The organism is Clostridium sp. HGF2, assembly GCF_964240115.1.
Lineage (GTDB): Bacteria > Bacillota_I > Bacilli_A > Erysipelotrichales > Erysipelotrichaceae > Clostridium_AQ > Clostridium_AQ innocuum.
Window position 1 is genome coordinate 13,574 of sequence record NZ_CAXSSO010000012.1, and the last position, 19,778, is coordinate 33,351.

Consider the following 19,778-nt stretch of genomic DNA (forward strand, 5'->3'; position numbering starts at 1 on the left):
TTACGCCTCCTCTTCGTTTTCATCATCGCTCAGCTCAATGTCTTCATCTTCTATGAAGTCATCAGCCTCTGCATCGTCATCCAGAAGAATTTCATCTTCGGATTCGTCATCTGCGACAGCATCTTCCTCTTCTACTTCCAGATCATTGATGTCTTCCTCACCGACAGGCTCAGCGGCAGGAATCGGAGGCAGAGTTGCAGCTGCTTCGCTGTTATCCTCCTTGCTGATATCTACTTCGTTACCGTCTTCATCCAGCATCTTCACGTCAATGGCAAGAGCCTGCAGCTCGTGCTTCAATACGCGGAAGGATTCCGGGATACCCGGTTCCGGAATATCTTTTCCCTTGATGATTGCTTCATAGGTCTTTGTACGACCAACGATATCATCGGATTTCACTGTCAGGATTTCCTGCAGTGTATGAGCGGCACCATAAGCCTCCAGTGCCCAGACCTCCATCTCACCGAATCTCTGACCACCGTTTTGTGCCTTACCACCCAACGGCTGCTGAGTTACCAGAGAGTATGGTCCGGTTGCACGGGCATGCAGCTTATCGTCAACCATGTGGGCCAGCTTGATCATGTACATGACGCCGACGGAAATACGTTCATCAAACGGTTCCCCGGTACGTCCGTCATACAGTACCTGTTTTCCATCCACGGTCATTTCCGCTTCCTTCATGATATCGCTCAGCTCGGTGTTGTTGATACCATCGAATACCGGTGTGGAGAATTTCACACCCAGCTTCTTGGCAGCATATCCCAGATGGATTTCCAGTACCTGACCGATGTTCATACGGGAAGGCACACCAAACGGGTTCAGCATGATATCAACCGGTGTTCCATCCGGCATGTAAGGCATATCCTCTACAGGAAGAATCTTGGAGATGACACCCTTGTTACCGTGACGTCCGGCCATTTTGTCACCCTCAGAAATCTTACGTTTCTGAACGATGTATACTTTTACTGTTTCATTGACTCCAGGCGGCAGATCGTGTCCTTCGCTTCTTTTGAAGACGCGGATGGAGTGAACGATTCCGGCACCACCATGCGGTACCTTCAAAGAGTTGTCACGTACCTCACGTGATTTCTCACCGAATATAGCCAGCAGCAGTTTTTCCTCAGGAGAGATTTCGCTCTGCCCCTTCGGCGTTACCTTACCGACCAGAATATCGCCTTCCATAACCTCTGCACCGACCATGATGATACCACGGCTGTCCAGATTACGGCATGCGTTTTCACTCACGTTAGGAATATCGCGGGTGATTTCTTCTGGCCCCAGCTTTGTTTCACGGCAGTCAATGTCGTATTCCTCAATATGAATGGATGTATACACATCATCGCGAACCAGACGTTCACTCATGATAATGGCATCCTCGTAGTTATAACCGTACCATGTCATATAGGCAATGGTAACATTTTGTCCTAATGCCAGCTCTCCGCGCTCCATGGATGGTCCATCGGCAAGGATATCCCCCTTTTCGATGCGCTCTCCCTTGGAAATGATCGGACTCTGGTTGATATTGGTTCCGTTGTTGGAACGCTGGAATTTACGCAGACGGTATTCTCTGCGGTTTCCGTCATTCTCACTGACGATGATTCTCTGAGAGTCAACATATTCCACGACACCGTTTTCTCTTGCGACGATACCGACACCGGAGTCTTTTGCGATTTTAAATTCCACACCGGTTCCGACATACGGAGAATGCGGCTGCAGAAGAGGAACGGCCTGACGCTGCATGTTCGCACCCATGAGGGCACGGGAAGCATCATCGTTTTCCAGGAACGGTACACAGGCAGTCGCAACGGATACGATCTGTTTCGGAGAAACGTCGGCCAGCTCTACCTCTTCACGTCTTGCGATGATGGTATCTCCGGCTTTACGTGCAACGACATGCTCGTTGATCAGACGGCCTTCAACAACCTCGTTGGCCTGTGCGATTACATAATCGGCTTCTTCATCCGCAGACAGGTAAAGTGCCTCTTCCTGTACGGTTCCATCCGCATTTACAATACGGTAAGGTGTTTGAATAAAGCCGTATTCATTGATTTTTCCATACGTCGTCAGATTGGAAATCAGACCGATGTTTGGACCTTCCGGTGTCTCGATCGGACAGATACGCCCATAGTGAGAGCTGTGAACGTCACGAACCTCGTAGCTCGCACGGTCACGGGTGATACCGCCAGGTCCCAATGCGGAAATACGACGCTTGTTTGTCAGCTCAGCAAGCGGATTCTGCTGATCCATGAACTGAGACAGCTGCGAAGAGGAGAAGAATTCCTTGATTGCCGCTGTCAGCGGACGGATATTGGTCAGCTTCTTCGGTGTCAGGGTCGCGATATCCGCGATGGACATACGTTCCTTAACAACACGCTCCATACGGCTTAAACCGATACGGAACTGATTCTGAATCAGCTCTCCGACGGAACGGATACGACGGTTCCCCAGCATATCGATATCATCGGTATCTCCAACACCCTCCATATTGTTCAGATTGTAGGCATAGAATGCGTACATATCGGAAATAGTAATGGTGTGCTTGTCAGCATACGGGTCATTTCCCATAACCTTCACAACTGCACCGTCGTGGTCACGGATCAGGATTTCCTGAATCGCAGCCCCGACCAGCCATGCATATAATACAGCACCGTTGTTAACTTTTGCTTTGATTTCATCTACGGCAGTCACACTGAGTGCTTCCGGCTTGTGGCGAGGAGTATAGCCATCCACGAAGAAATCGCCTTCCTCGTTGACTACATCTTCTCCATTTGCGTCCGTCAAACGGGCAAACGCGTACATTCTCTGTCCGTAGTTCAATACGGCATTCACGTTAGCGCTTGTTAAAGCAACCTTCTTGGCGATGATACCGCCATGTACAGCTACCTTTTCCACACCCTTGACGATTGCTTCCACATCCTGCTCACTCAGAATGCTTCCTTCATACAGCGTACCGTCTTCCAGCTCCACATCGCCCGCCAGAACACGTCCGACAAGACCGAGGTGATTGCTGCTTGGTACATATACCTTATCCGGATGGTTGAACAGCGGATTGAACGGGAATGCATTGACATGCATACCTTTTTCCAGCTCCTTGCGAAGTGCATTTCGCTCATCACGGTTGACCATCGTACCACTGGCCATAAACACATTGCCATCCGCATCCAGAATATCCTGCGCAAGATGGTGCTTATCAACACGGTTGATCGCGTTCAGCTTCTTGCGCAGCTTATAACGTCCGGCCTTTGTCAGGTCATAACGGCGCGGATCGAAGAACTTCGCATTCATTAACGTGATGGAACCATCCAGTGTCGGGATTTCATCAGAACGCTGGTTTTCGTAAATGGACAGTAATGCCTCCTGTGTTGTCTTGACCTTATCTGCCAACAGTGTGTTTTCAATTTCCTCGTATTTGCCGAAGAAGGATGCATATAATGTAAGGTACAGATTCATGAACTCACGATCCTCATCATCAATCGCTACATTTTCCACGATATCTCTTCCCATAGCCTTCAGGAAGGTTTTGATCTGCATCGTGTCATGTGCATCCTCACTTCTGTCAAGATCCACAGACATACCGATCGCCTTGAACAGAATGGAAGACAGCATTTTACGTTTCCGGTCAATGCTCATGTTTAAAACACGTCCTGTAGACGCCTTTTTCACTTCTGTCAGAAACTCCAGCCATGTTCCACGGCTTGGAATCAATTCGCAGGCAAAGGATTCCTTCCCTGTTTTTTCCTCATAACCAGTGGAAAAGTACGCACCCGGGGAACGCACAATCTGCGAAACGATGACACGCTCCGCACCATTGATAATAAAGGTACCGGTTTCCGTCATCAGCGGGAAGTCCCCAAGGAAGACATCCTCCCACTTGTTGATAACCTCACCAGTGGTGTTATCTGTAATTTCAAGCTCCATACGGGCTTTCAAAGGTGCCGCGAAATTACATTCGCGATACATTGATTCCTCCGCATTGAATTTCGGCTCTCCGAATTCATAGCCGGCGAATTTCAGCTTGATATTTCCTCCATAGTTTTGAATCGGGTAAATCTCATTGAAAACTTCCCCAATTCCTTCGTTCTTGAACCACTCGAAGGAGTCTGTCTGGATTTCTACCAGATTTGGCAGTTCCAGATGCCCGCTTACTTTTGAGTAGTCTCGACGCTCTGCCTTTTTACCGGAAGCGACAATACGATAAGGCTGTTTTTTGTCCATGTACGCCATCCTTTCTACAAGTTTCACCTATCAAAATAAGGCATAAAAACCCATTTTAATATTTTAGTATTATGCAATTTATTATAATATCAACTGTTTGTCAAATTGTCAATGCTTTTTTTGCTTTTAGTATGAAATATCCTTTTTCCTTGTGAATGATATCGCAATTTCCAAACACTTCTTTTATTTTCGTCACGGCGCTGCGTGCTCCCTGCTGTTTGCGAATCACAACCCAAAGTGTCCCCTGGTCCGCAAGGTGATTCCATGCCTCCTCAAAGATGTTATAGATGACGTTTTTACCGGCACGAATCGGAGGATTTGTTATGATATCAGTAAAAGTATTCCCACTTACCTGCTCATATACATCGGATACATGAATGTTTGCCTCGATATTATTTTTTTCAGCATTATCCCTGGCAAGCTCCACCGCCCTGGGATTGACATCCACCATTTCAACCTGTTTATCCGGCCATGCCTTTTTGGTAACGATTCCCACAACGCCATAGCCGCAGCCCATGTCAAGAAGTTGATTTCCCAGCTCTTCCTCATGCTCATGCAGCGTGTTGAGCAGTACCCGTGTACCAAAATCGACACTGTCTTTGGAGAACACACCGTTATCAGTAATAAAAGAAACGTTAAAACACCAAAACCGGAAAGATATTTCCTTCCGGTTTTCTGCTAAATGACGATTATCTGTATAGTAATGATCCATCGTTATCCCGCCTTTTTAGGTGACAAAAAGCCTCTCGGCTTTTTGTTGTTTGTAAAATGTGTAAGTATGAATTACTTGATTTCTACAGAAGCACCAGCGTCCATCAGTTTCTTCTTGATTTCTTCTGCTTCTTCCGGTTTGATGTTTTCCTTAATTACACTTGGTGCCTTGTCAACCAGACCCTTAGCGTCAACCAGACCTAAACCAGTGATTTCACGTACTGCCTTGATGACAGCAACCTTTGTTCCACCGATGTCAGTCAGAGTTACTGTTACTTCGCTAGGTCCTGCAGCAGCAGCGTCGTCTGCTACAGCAGCTACAGCAACTGGTGCAGCAGCTGTTACACCGAATTTTTCTTCGATTGCTTTTACTAATTCGTTAAGTTCTAAGATGGTAGCTTCTTCTAAGTAAGCTAAGATATCTTCCTGTGCTAATTTTGCCATTTTCATTTTCCTCCTGTAAGTTTATTCCTGTGGAGCTGCTTCTTCAGCAGAACCTCCGTCTTTTGCGTCAGCCACTGCCTTAACAGCACATGCAAATCCACGTACTGGAGACTGCAGACAGCTTAACAGCATTGATAACATACCTTCACGGTTCGGCAGACTGGACAGTTCCTTAATGGTATCTACACCAACAACTTTTCCTTCTACGATTCCGCTTTTCAATACCAAGTGTTCATGTTTCTTAGCGAATTTTGCCAGAACACGCGCAGGAGCAACTGCGTCACCACCGAATGCGATGGCGTTTGGTCCGATCAGATCCTTTGTAAGATCATCCGCACCTGCTTCAACAGCAGCACGCTGAGCCAGTGAGTTTTTGTAAACCTTGAACTCAACACCTTCTTCGCGCAGATTTCTACGTAACTCGGTTACTTCGGCAACGCTAAGTCCACGGTACTCAACAACAACAGTTGACTGAGATTCTTTCATTTTCTGAGCAATTTCAGAAACGACCGCTTTCTTGCTATCGATAATCGCCTGGTTCATAACTTCACACCTCCTAAATTTATATGTAACAATATACCCTTTAAGAGTGATATAAAAACACCCGCAGGCATAGACAGACTACGGGTGAAAGTTTAGTATCCAACTTTTACCTCGGTAACATGATTAAGCCGTAGGGCCGTTACTGTCTATGGTATATTGATAACATCTGATATTCTAACCTGCTAACGAGATTTTGTCAATCGTTATTTTTCAACAGTTACTTTGACACCAGGTCCCATGGTAGTGGAAATCACCAGGTTTTTGATGTAAGTACCCTTTACAGCCGCAGGACGTGCTTTTGAGATTACCTTCAGCAGTGCATTGAAGTTGTCAACCAGCTTCTCATCGTCAAAGCTTACTTTTCCAATCATCAGGTTGATATTTCCTTCTTTGTCAACACGGTATTCAACCTTACCCTTTTTGATATCTTCAACAGCTTTTGCTACATCCATGGTAACTGTACCAGTCTTAGGGTTTGGCATTAAGCCCTTTGGTCCCAACAGACGTCCCAGCTTACCAAGCTCACCCATCATGTTCGGAGTCGCAACGATAACATCGAAGTCGAACCATCCCTTCTGGATGTCTTCCAGCAGTTCTTTTCCACCGACGAAATCTGCACCGGCATCTTTCGCTTCCTGCTCTTTCGGTCCCTGTGTAATAACACAGACCTTCTGTGTTTTACCAGTTCCGTGTGGAAGTACCATCGCACCACGAATCTGCTGATCTGCGTGACGAGGATCCACATTTAATTTGAAGCTAACTTCAACAGATGCGTCGAATTTAGCGATGTTTGTTTCTTTTGCTAATTTTACTGCCTCGGCTACTGAATAAGTTTTTGTGCGATCAACTTTTTTAGCAGCTTCTACATATTTTTTACCGAATTTTGCCATTTTGTTTTCCGCCTTTCTTATTCAAAACCTTCAACTTCAACACCCATGTTTTTAGCAGTACCTGCGACAATACGCATAGCAGCTTCCACATCGTTGGCATTCAAGTCTGGCATTTTGTATTCTGCGATTTCACGCAGCTGATCTACTGTGATTTTTCCAGAGATCTCTTTCTGGTTTCCTGAAGCTTTTTTGATTCCAGCAGCTTTTTTGATCATCATAGCAGCCGGAGTTGTTTTGATTACGAAGTCAAAGCTCTTGTCTTCGTATGCAGTAATGATAACTGGAACGACATCACCGGCACGTTCTTTCGTAGCATCATTAAATGCTGTACAGAACTGCGGCATGTTGATACCGGCAGAAGCCAGTGCAGGTCCCGGTCTAGCTCCCCCTGCAGGGAACTGAAGTTTACAAACTTTTGCAACTTTCTTACTCACAAGACATTCCTCCTATATTTAAAAAGTCTTATGCAGTGGTCAGAATGAAGGGTTGCCTCCTTCTCCCACGCATGAAAATACCACGAAACCGCGGTACTTAGTATTGTAATATGATTCTATTGGAATTGCAACTGTTTTTTTCATAAATTACGCAAGTAATATCCCTTTCTCTTTTATCGCTTCTTTTGTATTCAGAAAAAGAGATCTTTTTCAGTTATCCATACCTGCTACAGCTGAAGGAATCAAAGATTATCCGCAAGCGGCTTTCTATATCAATAGCATCCACGACAGCAGAACAACGCTAACTATGAAACTCTTACAGCAGGTTACGGCATACAGCAAAGCATAAGGTTTCTGCAAATGCATAGATTCATTGCATTGAATCTATGTATATCCCATACAGAGTACAGCAGATTCACCTGCATATCCATATCATTATTTCTGCAATATCACTGCCTTGCTTACGTTTATTATGAATATCCCTGATGTTTACTACTATTTGTTTTTTAGCACGATAGATTAACAGTCTTAATTTCCCTTATCACAATAAAAAGACATTCTTACCATTAGACAACCATGGTGTACCTCATCCCCTTCTACCTTACAGACCTGCCTTTTATGACAGATACCGCCCTGGCTTTCCATCTTAAAATTCCCCTTGCAGAATGCTCAGCCTGCAACGTGCTAAAAACAACTTTTTTGTACCTTTCATACGATATGTAAACGTTTCCGCTCGTAATTTCACAGATTTCATTATATAATATAGATAATGAAACAAATTAGATGGGAGCTGACAACATGAGCAAAAAATCAAAAATCATTACCGGGCTGGGGGCAGCGTCCACACTTGCGGCCGCAACCGATTTCTTTCTGTGCCGGACACTGTTTGACCAGACGCTAAACCGGAAAAAACTGAAAAAGGGGAAGCAGCTGAGTCTGGTAGACGCGGATCTGAATGATGAACAAAAAACACGGCGCCACAAGGAGCTGCTGCTCTGTAAGAAATGGATACAGAATGTTGCGGTTGACAAGGTATCTGTAGAAAGTGAAGACGGTCTGCAGCTGGTTGGTATGATTTATCCTTCCCAGGACCATACATCACACCGCTGGGCTATCGTTATGCATGACTACGCCTGCACCAAGGAGGATATGCGGACAGTCGCAAGAGCCTTTCATGAACAGGGCTATCATGTGCTTACCCCGGATGCACGTGCACACGGAGAGAGCGAAGGCTCTTTGATATCTCTGGGCTGGAATGAGCGTAAGGATTTACTTCGCTGGATCGATGCGGTTCTGGAAATGGATTCACAGGCGGAAATCGTTTTGTACGGTATTTCCATGGGAGCGGACACAATTCTGTTCTGTCCGCAGGAAAAACTGCCTGCCGCAGTACGCTGTATCATTGAAGACGGCGGATACACCTCGGTGTATGATATATTATCATGGCAGATGACGCACTATTATAAAATGCCTCCATTCCCGATTCTGGATTCCATGGGTGTCCTTGTAAAACAGAAAATGAAATTCGGCATCCGCAAGGCAAGCGCATTGCCGAAGATGGAAAAGGCGATTCTTCCAACTCTGTTTCTCCATGGTGAAAAGGATGTGCATGTGCCCTGTGATATGGCATTTCGCCTATATGATGCCTGTCAGTCCGCGAAGGATCTCTACATTGTGGAAAACAGCGGACACAGAGCCAATATGTATGAACAGCCAAAGGCGTATTATCAGAAGATTTTCCACTTCCTCGATGAGCATATGAAATAATGCATATGGAAGGTATCCTTACAGATACCTTCAGAAACAACAAAAAACAATCCTGCGTACCTTAAACAGGATTGTTTTCTTCTACCTTCTTTTCTTATTTACGAATTGGAAAACAGATTTCTGTCATAAATTCCTTTGGATTGTCACACTGCCCCCAGCCCTTGTGATAGATGCAGAAATTCGCTCCATCCAGCTCATAGCCGTTTTCCTTGATCCACATCGTAATCGCCATGCAGACCTCCGTAATCTGGCTGTAATCACCGGTAAAGGTAACACTGGCAACCGTTTCATCCTTCAGCTGACGAAAGCAGATATCCTCAACATCCTCATAGCTGCCGACTACCTCCGTGGCGATTTCTATATTCACATTCTTTTCTGCAAATCCCTCATCAAAAAAATATGCCCGTGCATTTTGCGGTTGTGCAAAGGTGATATCCAGATGCTTTTCCGCAAGGATGCTGTACATCCTCTTCCATACCAGATCCTCACGCTCATATGTGGGAATCATGCTGCGCAGGGTTGCGGCATACATTCCCTTGATTTGTTTTACTTCTACCGTATACTTCATAAACGTATCCTCCGTATCGAGCAGCTTCTGCGCCCGTTCCAGTCGGATCAGTGTATTCGAGATCCTTTGCCGTTCCTCTTCCAGCTCCTTCATGCGTATCTGAAAATACCGCTGAATCTCCTGCGGACTGTCATACTGCGTCATGATTTCCTCCATCATGGCGACACTGAAGCCGGCTTCTCTTAGAAACCGTATTTTGGCAGCCTCGAAAATCTGTTCATGTGCATAAAAGCGATATCCGCTTTCCTCATCCACATAACGGGGCTTCAACAGATTATGCTTTTCATAATACCGCAGCATCCGGATACTGATCCTGGACAGCTTCGAAAAATCACCAATCCTTAACATGCAAGGCACCTCGCTTTCTGAGCTCACAGGAAGTATACACCATGACACAATGTCAGAGTCAACCCGCTTTTAGAAATACTGTACGGTTCTTGTATCCAGACAGACAACCCCCAGTCTGCTGTGAATATCATTTGCCGCACACCCGCAGTCGATATCCATCACACGGGCAGTCTTTACATCACCGGTATCTGTCCAAATAGTATAGGGATGTGTCTCCTGAAAAAACAGGGTAGGTGTATGACCGACAATCACACTGCGGTCATCAAACAGACGCTCATGTACATCCATACGGTCCCATACAAAGCGTTCCATTGTAACATCACTGTCTTTCACATCCTGCTGTGTTACGATACCATGCGTAAACTGTGGCTGCGCACTGCCATGTGTTAAGTAAAACAGTTCCTCATGCACTTTAAGGTCACAGATTGCAATCGGCAGTTCATCCAGATAATCCAGAAGCTCACGCTGCTTCCTTTCATTCAGACATTCAAAGGCATCGATCGTCGGGCTGCAGTGATTGCGTTGCCAGCGATCGGTTACCACCCATGCCTCCTGCATATCGGTTATCACATGGTGCACCGCCTCATAATACTGCTTCATCATATATTCATGATTTCCCAGCAGCATATGTGCATTATCTCTATTCATAATATCAAGAAGGATGGCAATTCCATCCCTTCCGCGGTCAATCACATCCCCCAGTATAAACAGCGTATCCTCATTCTGTAACGCAAGTGCCTCCAGCATGGCATCGTAGCGGTCCTTAAGGCCATGGACATCACTCATCACATAGGTACTCAAAAACATCCCTCCTTTATGCCTTAACCAGCAGTTGATTTATACCACAGTATGTTAACTCTTCTTCCATTGCAGGAAGCCCTGTCCTGCTTTATACTATAGTTACAGGTACCTGTAGAAAGTAAGGGGTATGCATATATATGGATATAGGTAAAAACATCGTTCGTCTGCGCAATGAAAAGGGTTATACACAGGAAATGCTGGCATCACTTCTTCATGTCAGCTCTGCGGCAGTGAGTAAATGGGAGCACGGCAGCAGCTGTCCCGATATATCTACACTTCCCATTTTAGCACGAATTTTTGATATCAGTATTGATGAGCTGTTGAATTTTGAAAAAAATCTGAGCGAGGAGCAGGTGAACAGGCTATGTGAAGAAATGCTGGGACAGTTTCAAAGTGCACCTTTCCCTGAAGCCATGGCATATGTGAAAAAAGTTTTACGGCAGTATCCCAACAGTGAGAGCCTGAAATTATCGTTTGCCCGCTTATCTATGCAGGTACTTCTTCTGCTTCAGGAGGAAGATCAGGCAAATGAGTTTCTGGCACTGGCAAAGCAGCTGGCACAGGAGGTTTCACAGTCAGCGGATTTAGAGAAAAAGCAGCTTGCCGGTATTCTTCTGGTGAATTTTCTGGCAATGGAACAGCGCTATGAGGAAGGTCTGCAGCTGCTGCAGAAACTGCCCAGACTTGCGGATACCTCTTCTCTGGAAGGTACGCTTGCCATGCAGATCAAGGATGAAGACGAAGCTATGCATATGCTGCAGGCTCAGCTGTTTTCCCACTATCATCAGATAGGCATGATCCTATTAAATATGTGTAATCTGGCAAAGCGCAACAACCGTATGGATATGTTAAGAAGCTATCTGCAGCTGATGGAAGGCTTAAGCCACCTGTTTCAGCTCCCTCTCTCGGTAATGTCCCAGCTGTATATCTACAGTGCGGCACTGCATGATGAAGCAGCCACTCTTCGCTATGTAAAGGAATATATCGAGCAGTTGAAATCAATGGACAATCTTCAGAAACAGCGGCAGATGCAGCTACATGACATTCCCTGGTTTGATCATGTAGAGCTGAACGCTCAGGGGCTCGCCAAGGGAATCATGCAGACGCACATAAAAGATATGTTAGAGGATATGGCACAGTCTTCCATCTTATCATTTGCCAGTGTACAGCAGCTGTTGAAAGAGGAAATCGCCTTATCAAGGAAAGAATGATGCATAAAAAACCAGAAGATTCCAGATAAAAAGAACAGAGCGCTCACATATGGTTCTGTTCTTTTTGCCTTTCTCCCGTATACGTATATAGATGTTTTCGTACTGTACCTTACAGCAATTCGGTATGCAGGCAGAGCTGCTCTTTCTTTTCCTCATCCTTGAGCTGTGCAAATATCTCATCCTCCACACTGCGAATCCAGTATACATGTACGCCTTCCTTTTTTAAATGCAGAGGTAACGGATCCCCGCTTTTATCATCATCGATCAGCACACAGCCATACTTATCTTTGATTGGGATATCCAGTGTATGCCCGTGTCCGACACAGTCAATCGCATGCCATGGAAGTGAACACAAACCGGCAATCGAGGAGAACAGCTCCATTTCCTCTTCCCTGCTCAACGAACTGCTCGGATATTGAACTGCGTATTCACATCGGGCGTAGTCTTCATACTCCGCATAATAACGGTCTGCATTCGGCATGGAAAACATACCGGCACCAATGGTAAAGGCATACGACATCCCATCCTTTTCAAAGGTTAACAGCAGTCTGCTTGGAAAACGGTCCTTGTTTAAGTCATAGCAGTTGGTAGCAGCCCCGAACAAATCACTGAGCTGTGAGAAATAAGGGGTGTTATAGGTTTTCCACACCTCATTAAATTCCTGTTTCCAGAAAGCCTTCCCTTCCAGTATCCGTTCCACCATGGGACTGGCATCCTTCAGCTTCCACGCAACCATATTGTTTTCCTTCGCATACAGAGCATAGCCGGGAAAGTTGTGACCGTCTGCCCAGGATGGTATGACACAGACAATTTCATTGTTATGCAGTAAACCGGCGATATGTCCTTCCTTACTCCAGACAATTTCCAGCTCATCCTCATTCCATGGTTTTATATCCATATCCTCATCTACAAACATAGCAGGCAGTACCGGCTGATGATCCTCATCAATTTTATCTTTCTGAAAGGAAAGAGGTGCCTCCACCAGATTTTTCACCCAGCAGGCAGAGCGGGCAATCAATCGTTCATTTTCAAAATCCAGATCATACATATAAAAATAAATACTCTCTCCATCACTGATGACGTCAGCCGCAATCGGACAGAGCGGTGATTCTGAAAACTTCAGGCTTGTTTCTTTTATTTGTTCCATGCATTTCTCCTTTTATTCGTATGGCAATATTATACAGGAAAAGCGAGTAAATAGCACTCACCGAAACCCGATACAGGACTTCTTTTTTATAAAAAATCCCTGTATGACTGCAAACAGCGTTCCTCTTCATAAGAACAAAGGAGCTTTTTTACAAGTACACAGGGATGCGTGACAGATTTTGATTCCTATATACTCACTGGTTATCGAAGTTATGTAGCATAAGTGTCCTCCTCTTCCAAAACCAGATGCATGCAGTTTTGAGTTCTGCTTTACACCGTAAGTGCCTGTTTCCATTTGCCGCGGCGGTAATAGATGATTGCGGCAATCACAGATACAAGCGTTGCGGCAGGAATTGCAAGACCAATTCCGGTAAGATCATGATTCCCGTATTGCGACAGAATAAATACGAGAGGGATACGAATACATAGAGATGCTGCTATTCCATTGACCATGGCGAACAGTGTTCGTCCGCAGCCATTGAAAAAGCCGTTCATTGTAAATCCGAAGGCAACCAGCAGAAAATCATAGCGGAAATAATGCAGATATTGTTCTCCTGCAATGATAACTGCACCCTCTGCTTTGAAAATCCGCAGGATGCTTTCAGACGATATACCGGCCCAGATAAAGAATACCATGGAAGCGGTAAAGGCAAACAGAACGCTGATCCACAAGGCTTTACCAGCACGCTTCCAGTTACCGGCTCCGATATTCTGTGCGGCTACTGTACTGATGGCGGATGCGATTGCCGTTGACGGAAGCATGGCAAAGCCTTCGAATTTATTACAGATACCGGCAGCAGCACTGGCAGCGACACCGAAGCCGTTGATAATTGCGGCAATGCAAAGAAAAGAGATTGCTGATATGACCTCCTGCAAAGAAATAGGCAGTCCGATTTTCAACAACAGCAATGCCTTATCCTTATGCAGATGAAAGCTGGATACATGAAAATCAAAGCTGAAATTCTGTTTGCGCAAAAACATGATTGCCAGAATCAGCGATACACCCTGAGAAAATGTCGTCGCTATTGCAGCACCTGCGGCTCCCATATGGAAGCCGGCAACCAGCAGAAAGTCCAGCACGACGTTGACAATACAGGCTGTTATGATAAAGTACAGCGGACTTTTAGCATCACCCAGACCTCGAAGAACTGCGCTGACTGCATTATAACCAAAGCTGAAAATGATACCTATACTGCATATATATACATAACTGCAGGCATCTCCATAGGCTTCCGGCGGTGTCTGTATGAGTTGTAGCAGCTGCGGCGTCAGCACCAACATCACGACAGTCAGCATAACTCCCAGAAAAAGAAAAAGTGTAAAGGTTGTAGCTATGGAGGATTCAATATCTTTTTCTTTACCGTTTCCTGCATACTGTGCAATCAGTACGGTACTGCCCATGGTCAGACCGGTAATCAAAGACAGTAGCAGCTGGGTGATCTGCGACCCCAGTGATACGGCAGAAATCTGTGCCTCGCCATTGTACCATCCGACCACCAGTAGATCGACGGTGCCATACAGTACCTGTATCAGATTTGCTGCCAGAAAGGGCAGGGCGAACCACAGCAGAACTGAATATAAATTACCGTGTAGTAAATCTATTTTCTTTTGCATGGATACCCTCCTGATCAGCTTTCACAAGCTCACAATAAAAATAAAAGCTCTTCCGGTTTTTCTGCGGCATACATACAGGGGAATACTTCTGTGCCTATACTTCCCCATTTCGCCCACACAAAATCCACACCGGCAGCCTTTGCACACCGGGCATCATTCATAGAATCACCGACAAACAGCAGCTGTTCCTTTGGTAAGCCGGTTTGTTCCATGATATAAAGAAGCACATCCGGTGCAGGCTTCATATGGTGAACAACATCCTGAACACCGATGCAGGAAAAACAATCAAACGCTTCCTTTGATAACTGTTCTCGTATACCATAAAAGGCTTCATAGCTTCTGGAGGTCGCAATACCAACCTCATACCCGAGCTTTCGTATTTCAATCAGCACTTCATTGATTCCGGAAAATGGCTTTACGCTGCTCATTCCGAATTCCAGCTGGTGAAAACAAATATCCTCAAAGCGTTCCTTATCCTCTTTGGGAATCTGCAGATATGCACAATTCTCCTGATCTGATTGAAAATAACAGGGGATGAAATGCTCATACGGCAAGAAAGAACGATTCGGATACATTTTCCGATACCCCTCATAAAGCATAGCAATCATGATGGCGGAATCCACCAGAGTACCATCGCAGTCAAACACAACCATCTTATAATTTCGCAACTCTCACAACCTTCTTTCACAATAGCAGAGCAGTTCTTCTGCCGCCTGCTGCTCATCACTGCCCTGGATTTCAAATAACAAAATTTCATTTCTTCCCACATTAAGCTCCATCAGTTCAACGATCCTTCGCACATTGGCTCTTCGCCTCCTGCTGTACACCGTAATCGAACTGCTGAATTTCCTCGCAAGTGAGGAAAGATCACTTGCCGGACGTGCATGAAGCCCCATGTGGCTCTTGATTGTATATTGGAATGTTATCATCCTGTCACCTCACTGTTTTATTTCCAGATTTTACATCCATTGATTCCTTTTTCTCCTGATTGGGTCATGCCTGTTATCTGTCAACGTAGCGAAGCAGTGTAAAGACAAGTGAAGCTGATACCATAAGAATAAAACCGCACAACGGCAAGCGGATGCCGAGAAAGGAGCGGGTCCTATATCAAACGCTGTACGGAAAGCACCTATTTCTACTCGCATGCTCTTCAATGCAGCAAAGCAGAGCATGACAGCTTATAAAGTTCAGCCCGATAAATATTGGCTTATTCGCAAGAGAAGATGCTGATACAGCCATTTCTTAAGTAAAATCCATCAGCACGGAATAAGCCGCTATGCAGCTTCCCTTGTTGAGATTCTGCTCTTCAACGAGAATGGAACTAACCAGCATCTTTTGGAAATCGATTTATCGCTTATTCATCATGCGTATTGAAATAGTTTGTTTCTGGCATGGATTCTGCATTAGCTCCGATAGGATTGACAGTAATACCATAGTCAAAAGCCAGTCGTGCCGCAAGTATTTCTACTACCGGAGTATACTCCAGATAGGCGAATGGACCGCCCACCGGCTCAAATGCAAGATCTCGCTCATCCTTCGTATTCTTTCCGATAACAAAAGCATCTCCTACCATATCCTTGATATAATCTGCCAGTCCGTTCGCAAGACGTTCATTCTTTCCGTCATTCAGTATGATAACAGCGACACGGTTTGTAAATCCCATCGTAGGTCCATGCATCCCCTCATCCATTTCATAACCGACACACAGATAGCGTTGTGCGATTTCAAGCACTTTCAAGGCGCCTTCTACAGCAGCACCATACAGGGCGCCTGCACCATACAGAGCATATCCGTCCTTATTCATCAGCTTCCATTTATTTCTATCAAACCACTGCATGGTAGCATCACAAATTTCACCATGATGATTGGCTGCTGCCTCTGCGTCCTTCAAATAGGATGCATATTCGGTTTCTGATAACGTTCCCCTTGCCAGTCCGATTTCCATCGCCATGATCATATGAGTAAATGCAGACATACAATAGCCGATCGTACGACAGCCGTATTCTTCATGATCCACTTCCAGCAGGATACAGCAGCCGCTGGCTTTTGCCAAAGGAGAATCCGGTTCTTCTGAAACCGCTACATTCAGATATCCCAGATCGTTCACTCTTTTCTGTGATGCCTGCGTCAGTGATGAAGTCCCGCTCTGTGATGTAAAAACATAGAGTGCATTCGGATTCAAAACACTTTTCTCAAGAAAGAGATTCGGCAGTATTACCGTTGTGGAGATACCGCTTGCCTGTTCTACAAATACATGTGACGTCATGCAGCAGGTATGACTTGTTCCAGAGCCGATCAAAACGATTTCATTAACTGTTGCAAGTCTATCCCCCAGATAGGTGAATAAGCCTGCAGTTATTTCTTTTCGATTGTTTATCACAGCTCTTACCGGTGTTGGTACTCGTCTTATTGTATCAATTAAACTCATTTTAATTTCCTCCTATATGCCTCCTTTGAGGCTCTGCGTTTCTTTCAATTTTAGTTCTTTCAATTTTAAATTCTTCAGCTTTAGATTCTTCAGCTTTAGAAAATACCTATGTATTTTCCGGCAATACCAAGGACCATAATTAAAACAATCAGGGTGGTTGGCTTCACATTCTTATTCAATAATTTAAAACAGCCAAGCGTCAACAGTAACGGAAGCATGCATGGAAAAATAGAATCCAGCATTTCCTGTAAAGACTGTTCCGCCCCGTTCATAGTAAAGACATAACCGATATTCAAAGATACCATGGTAGCTGTCATAGCACCAACCGTCATCAAACCGATGATACCCGCTGCTTTCGTGACATAACTCATAATGCCGCTTTCTTCAGCCTGTGTCATAAACTTTGTACCCATTTTGAATCCTATATAAGGAAATAGAATACGTACAGGCTCTGCCAGCAGATTGAACAGTATCAGGAAGACGATAGGACCCAGAATATTTCCATCTTTCGCCATACTCAAGCCGATTCCCATAGTGATAACACGCCATGTACTCTGGAAAATGGAATCACCAATACCGGCAAACGGACCCATCAGGGATGTTTTCACAGCGCCGATGGAAGCCTTATCGAAATTCCTATCGCGTGCGCATTGTATCTCCATTGCAGCGCTAAGACCGGTGATAAATCCTCCGACAACCGGATTTGTGTTGAACAATTCATAATGACGTTTATATCCCTCAATACGATCTTCCTTTTTGTCATACATCGCATTGATAACCGGAATCATAACCCACATATACCCCATTGCCTGAAATTTCTCCCATGTATATACAGATCCAACCTGGTGAGAACGACGGGCTACTTTGGCCATCAATTTCCCTTCTTCATCAGTTAAGCCAAATTTTTCCTTAATCATCGAACAAGTCCTCCTCCCCTGTATCACCACTTGCGACAAGCTTATTTGCCTGCCGGCGCTTTGAGAATTCACCTTCAAAATACAGAATAACGACTAGGATCACACCAGTAATTGCAATCGCCATCAGCGGCATACCACAATAGGAAGCCATGATGAATCCAAGGAAGAAATAGACAGCCATTTTCTTCTGCCACATCATCTTCAGCAGCAAGCCGAATCCGACAGCTCCCAGCATTCCTGCCGCAACTCCCATGCCATCCAGCAGCGTCTGTGGTAAAATATTGATGAATTCTTTCATAACATCTGCCCCCAGTCCAACACCCAATGCACAGATTAGACCACTGACTATGCATGTAGTGATAGAAACTAAGGGGAATAGTCTTTGGATACCCTTGTAGTTTCCTTTTTCTACCATACGATCAATAAACGGTGTAAAAAGCGAACGTGTTGCGATTTTCGGCACGAATAACATCTGGCAAAAAATAGAAGTAGGGACAGCCAGTGCAAACGCTGTTTCAACACCTGCCCCCAGAATAATTGCATATGCTGTACCAACAGCTGTTCCGGACACGGAATCCGGCGGCACTGTTCCGCCGATTGCCATAACCCCCATGAATACCAGTTCCAATGCAGCGCCTACCTCAACGCCTGTTTTCACATCACCCAAGACAATACCAATCGCTGTACCGACAATTAGCGGACGATCCAGCATCGGATTGCATAACCAGAAATCGGCAAAGCCCAGAATTGTTACTGTTAATCCAACTAATAGCGCCTGAATCATAATAATTCCTCCTTTTCTTTAAAGATACCTATCAATATTCGTTTTACTTTCTGATGGCACCATGCGAAGTTCCAAATCATCTACCAGCGATTTAAGCTCCTTCAGTGCCTGAATATCTTCATCGTTCAAACACACGGTTGCCGCAATCATCTTACCTCCTTCCTTGTTCTTAACACCGCCGATATTCACACGATGAATACAGTCTGTTATTTTCACAAGCCTCAATGTATCCTGAATGGTTCTTGTAATAAGGAAAATCTTAATCTTTTTTGCGTTCGGATTATTGAGCAGAGCAGCTGCATCATCGATTGTTTTAACTGCCAGCTTAATACCGGCCGGCTTCGCCATTTTCAGTGCGAGCTTACTCATTTCATTGGTCGCTGCTTCATTGTTCGCAATCAGAATGGCTTCCGGCGCTACTGCACTAACCCATGTTACCGCCACCTGTCCATGCAGCAGACGATCATCAATTCTACAAAGTTCTACCATAATTTATCATCCTCGATTCCTTTGTCAATTTCACTTTTAACACTTTGATAATTAAATAACAGAATGTTTTTCCTGGCATTCTCCATCGTTTTCCTTAAAAGCTCCTCTGTATTTCCATGATCCTGTGTCAGCAGCAGCTCCAATACAACAGACAGCGTCATTCCGGTCATCAGATAAACCTTGGGAAAGATGCATAAATGCATGAGCTGATTGTGAACACTTCCGCCATTGATATCACAGAGCAGGATGTACTCCTGATCCTGATTTTGTTCAATCTGCTCCTTCAGCAGCTGGTAGATATCCTGCGGTGTCTTATAAGTGTCCAATCCATATGCGGCGATTCCCTGCGTGCTTCCCACAATCATTCGCACAGCACTCAGCATGCCCTCGGCCAATGAACCATGAGAAGCCAGTATGATGTTTCTCAAATTCCTCCCCTCCTTTCCTGATATTTCACGTCTCACTAATCTA

Annotated in this window: 19 protein-coding genes and 1 other annotated feature; of the genes, 2 read left to right on the forward strand and 17 right to left on the reverse strand. The window is 45.0% G+C overall.

The window, feature by feature from the left end:
• From ACESPQ_RS17440 to rplK, 6 genes are all read right to left on the reverse strand, one after another.
• The gene (locus ACESPQ_RS17440; RefSeq protein WP_373144613.1) at nt 1-4,212 is read right to left on the reverse strand and encodes a DNA-directed RNA polymerase subunit beta; all 4,212 of its coding nucleotides are present in this window, start codon (nt 4,210-4,212) and stop codon (nt 1-3) included.
• A gap of 100 nt (nt 4,213-4,312) precedes the next feature.
• Nucleotides 4,313-4,924, reverse strand: a complete 612-nt coding sequence (locus ACESPQ_RS17445) for a class I SAM-dependent methyltransferase (protein ID WP_373144615.1) — start codon at nt 4,922-4,924, stop codon at nt 4,313-4,315.
• Between the two features lie 71 nt (nt 4,925-4,995).
• Entirely contained in the window at nt 4,996-5,367 is a 372-nt protein-coding gene (rplL, locus tag ACESPQ_RS17450) for a 50S ribosomal protein L7/L12 (RefSeq protein WP_002607387.1), read from the reverse strand.
• Between the two features lie 21 nt (nt 5,368-5,388).
• Nucleotides 5,389-5,910 (reverse strand): 50S ribosomal protein L10, encoded by a 522-nt coding sequence (gene rplJ, locus ACESPQ_RS17455; protein WP_002607386.1) that lies wholly within the window; start codon nt 5,908-5,910, stop codon nt 5,389-5,391.
• A gap of 43 nt (nt 5,911-5,953) precedes the next feature.
• Nucleotides 5,954-6,080, reverse strand: a sequence feature (ribosomal protein L10 leader region).
• 33 nt (nt 6,081-6,113) lie between these two features.
• On the reverse strand, nt 6,114-6,800 hold the full coding sequence (rplA, locus tag ACESPQ_RS17460; RefSeq protein WP_002607385.1) for a 50S ribosomal protein L1: 687 nt from the start codon (nt 6,798-6,800) through the stop codon (nt 6,114-6,116).
• Between the two features lie 17 nt (nt 6,801-6,817).
• Nucleotides 6,818-7,234: a 50S ribosomal protein L11 gene (gene rplK, locus ACESPQ_RS17465; RefSeq protein WP_002607384.1), complete on the reverse strand. Its 417-nt coding sequence runs from the start codon at nt 7,232-7,234 to the stop codon at nt 6,818-6,820.
• Nucleotides 7,235-8,032: 798 nt separating this feature from the next.
• Between rplK and ACESPQ_RS17470 the strand changes: the two genes are divergently transcribed.
• The gene (locus ACESPQ_RS17470) at nt 8,033-9,001 is read left to right on the forward strand and encodes an alpha/beta hydrolase (RefSeq protein WP_118001824.1); all 969 of its coding nucleotides are present in this window, start codon (nt 8,033-8,035) and stop codon (nt 8,999-9,001) included.
• A gap of 94 nt (nt 9,002-9,095) precedes the next feature.
• Here the strand turns inward: ACESPQ_RS17470 and ACESPQ_RS17475 are convergent, their stop codons facing one another.
• A complete protein-coding gene (locus ACESPQ_RS17475) occupies nt 9,096-9,917 on the reverse strand; it encodes a MerR family transcriptional regulator (protein ID WP_109770954.1) in 822 nt (273 codons plus the stop codon).
• A gap of 69 nt (nt 9,918-9,986) precedes the next feature.
• The gene (locus ACESPQ_RS17480) at nt 9,987-10,718 is read right to left on the reverse strand and encodes a metallophosphoesterase (RefSeq protein WP_002607381.1); all 732 of its coding nucleotides are present in this window, start codon (nt 10,716-10,718) and stop codon (nt 9,987-9,989) included.
• A 137-nt stretch (nt 10,719-10,855) separates the two neighbouring features.
• On the opposite strand from ACESPQ_RS17480, the gene ACESPQ_RS17485 reads away from it, so the two are divergent.
• Complete coding sequence (locus tag ACESPQ_RS17485; RefSeq protein WP_109770952.1) at nt 10,856-11,929, forward strand: helix-turn-helix domain-containing protein; 1,074 nt, start codon at nt 10,856-10,858, stop codon at nt 11,927-11,929.
• 109 nt (nt 11,930-12,038) lie between these two features.
• Here the strand turns inward: ACESPQ_RS17485 and ACESPQ_RS17490 are convergent, their stop codons facing one another.
• The 9 genes from ACESPQ_RS17490 to ACESPQ_RS17530 form a co-directional block, all read right to left on the reverse strand.
• The gene (locus ACESPQ_RS17490; protein ID WP_373144617.1) at nt 12,039-13,076 is read right to left on the reverse strand and encodes a hypothetical protein; all 1,038 of its coding nucleotides are present in this window, start codon (nt 13,074-13,076) and stop codon (nt 12,039-12,041) included.
• Nucleotides 13,077-13,345: 269 nt separating this feature from the next.
• On the reverse strand, nt 13,346-14,689 hold the full coding sequence (locus ACESPQ_RS17495; protein WP_118001821.1) for an MATE family efflux transporter: 1,344 nt from the start codon (nt 14,687-14,689) through the stop codon (nt 13,346-13,348).
• A 29-nt stretch (nt 14,690-14,718) separates the two neighbouring features.
• Nucleotides 14,719-15,357: an HAD family hydrolase gene (locus ACESPQ_RS17500; RefSeq protein WP_118001820.1), complete on the reverse strand. Its 639-nt coding sequence runs from the start codon at nt 15,355-15,357 to the stop codon at nt 14,719-14,721.
• Between the two features lie 3 nt (nt 15,358-15,360).
• Entirely contained in the window at nt 15,361-15,618 is a 258-nt protein-coding gene (locus ACESPQ_RS17505) for an HPr family phosphocarrier protein (protein WP_109770948.1), read from the reverse strand.
• Between the two features lie 425 nt (nt 15,619-16,043).
• Nucleotides 16,044-17,117: an SIS domain-containing protein gene (locus ACESPQ_RS17510; RefSeq protein WP_118001819.1), complete on the reverse strand. Its 1,074-nt coding sequence runs from the start codon at nt 17,115-17,117 to the stop codon at nt 16,044-16,046.
• A 95-nt stretch (nt 17,118-17,212) separates the two neighbouring features.
• A complete protein-coding gene (locus ACESPQ_RS17515; RefSeq protein ID WP_118001818.1) occupies nt 17,213-18,034 on the reverse strand; it encodes a PTS system mannose/fructose/sorbose family transporter subunit IID in 822 nt (273 codons plus the stop codon).
• On the reverse strand, nt 18,027-18,818 hold the full coding sequence (locus ACESPQ_RS17520; protein WP_118001817.1) for a PTS mannose/fructose/sorbose/N-acetylgalactosamine transporter subunit IIC: 792 nt from the start codon (nt 18,816-18,818) through the stop codon (nt 18,027-18,029). The genes ACESPQ_RS17515 and ACESPQ_RS17520 overlap by 8 nt, the downstream gene beginning before the upstream one ends.
• A gap of 18 nt (nt 18,819-18,836) precedes the next feature.
• A complete protein-coding gene (locus ACESPQ_RS17525) occupies nt 18,837-19,307 on the reverse strand; it encodes a PTS system mannose/fructose/N-acetylgalactosamine-transporter subunit IIB (protein ID WP_109770944.1) in 471 nt (156 codons plus the stop codon).
• Entirely contained in the window at nt 19,301-19,735 is a 435-nt protein-coding gene (locus ACESPQ_RS17530; RefSeq protein ID WP_002607371.1) for a PTS sugar transporter subunit IIA, read from the reverse strand. The genes ACESPQ_RS17525 and ACESPQ_RS17530 overlap by 7 nt, the downstream gene beginning before the upstream one ends.
• Nucleotides 19,736-19,778: the final 43 nt, after the last annotated feature.